At 59.0% G+C, this 1409-nt stretch carries 1 protein-coding gene; it reads right to left on the bottom strand.

All coding sequences use genetic code 11. The features are described from left to right. A partial coding sequence (locus H0X95_RS35640; protein ID WP_196446435.1) for a type VI secretion system Vgr family protein occupies window positions 1–1409 on the bottom strand: 1409 nt, incomplete at both ends.

The raw sequence follows: 1409 nt of genomic DNA, 5'->3' as shown, positions 1-1409 counted from the left end.
GCGAACAATTTCATGCCGGCATTTTGAGCGAAGATACTTAACTTGTTGGCGACACTCGCGATCAGCGACTTCCCCACTGCCACGTGCGTGCTCTGACCGCTGACGATGTTGACGTGTTGCGCGGCGGACAAATGAGCGGTCTCGTTCGTCGACAGCGCGATACCCGACGGACTGCCAAAAAGCATAATCGGCTCTTTGAAGGTATTCGCTGTACCCGTGCCACCGCCAGCTGTGCGCCCCCCGGACGCGGAACCCGTGGCCGACTCTTGCGACGCATCGGTCAGCTGCTTCAGTGCGTCGTATCCGGCCTGCATGCCCTCGGCGTCGTGTGCTGTACTCGCGTCGGAGAGTGATTCGAGCAAGCTCTCTGTTCGCACTAGTTGCTCTTGCGTTTCGCGCGCGTCGAGCGGTTGGCTGTCCGCCGCTTTCGAATACGTGGTGACGTACAATCCGCGATTCGCGCGGACGGCGCCGTAACTGTCCGTCCGGAGATCGAAGCCACTACCTAGATAGTCGCCCCGTGAATTCCCGGTATGCTGGATCAAATAGCCGAGATGGAGCGCCGAGTTTCCGTGGCTGCTGAACAGCTGCACGCGGTTTTGGCCGGTCGAGTCGTCCATTACCATCTGGTTGTATCCCGCTCCGGCAAACTCTTTCGAGCGATAGCCCGACAGCAGACCGTTCGTATGCCACTGAGGCTTCGTCGCGCCGTTGTAGACTCGTGCGATCGCGATCGGACGGTCACAGTCTCCACCGACATAATCGATCAAGACCTCTTCGCCGACCCGCGGCGGATGGACAGCACCGTACCCGCTGCCGGTATCGGATTGCGCAACGCGTACCCAACAAGATGCGCTCTCATTGCCTTCATTGATGCGATCCCAAATGAAACGCACCTTGATACGGTTCAGCTCATCCGTGTAGACCTCTTCGTTCTTCGGCCCGACCACGATCGCAGTTTCGAGGTGTGTCGTCGGCTTGGCGTGTTCGAAAGGGCTCCTGAACGGTACCACGGTCCGCTGCGCTTCGATCTCAACGTGAAAGGCGCCCGTGGATCCATCTGCTCCGATCAAGGTATACGCGCCGCTGTCCAGGTCTGCAATCGCTGATTCTGCAATCCGACGGTCCAGGCTATGGAGCATCCGGGCGGATGTCTGAGTGATCGGTAGATTGTTTCGCACGATCCAACGCACCGCAATCGCCGCGAACTCGCGCTGCTCGCTCGAATCGCCATCGTGATCGGGATGTCCGTTCAACGTGAAACGTTTGCCAGCGTCAGCTGCTCGCCATCCACCGATACCAAAAAAGCGCTTCGACCGCGATTCCCATTCTTCGAGGCGGATTTTCGAAAGCGCGTCACCTCGGCCCTGGGCCATAAAGGTGTACGCGCCGGTGTACTGATACACCTC

Origin of the sequence: Burkholderia sp. 9779_493, from assembly GCF_015712215.1 — a bacterium.
Classification (GTDB): domain Bacteria; phylum Pseudomonadota; class Gammaproteobacteria; order Burkholderiales; family Burkholderiaceae; genus Burkholderia; species Burkholderia cenocepacia.
This window is presented reverse-complemented; position numbering and strand designations above follow the sequence as displayed.